The 285-nt window shown below is 60.7% G+C and carries 1 rRNA gene; it reads right to left on the reverse strand.

The window, feature by feature from the left end:
* A 16S ribosomal RNA gene (locus tag IG99_RS43840) occupies window positions 1-285 on the reverse strand; the annotation flags it as partial.

A 285-nucleotide genomic window follows, 5' to 3' on the forward strand; every position in this document is an offset into this window, starting at 1 on the left:
AGTCCCAGTGTGGCCGGTCGCCCTCTCAGGCCGGCTACCCGTCGTCGCCTTGGTGAGCCATTACCTCACCAACAAGCTGATAGGCCGCGGGCTCATCCTGCACCGCCGGAGCTTTCGACCCCCACTCATGCGAGTGGAAGTGATATCCGGTATTAGACCCCGTTTCCAGGGCTTGTCCCAGAGTGCAGGGCAGATTGCCCACGTGTTACTCACCCGTTCGCCACTAATCCACCCCGAAGGGCTTCATCGTTCGACTTGCATGTGTTAAGCACGCCGCCAGCGTTC

Source organism: Streptomyces griseus subsp. griseus (genome assembly GCF_000720255.1).
GTDB lineage: Bacteria > Actinomycetota > Actinomycetes > Streptomycetales > Streptomycetaceae > Streptomyces > Streptomyces griseus_I.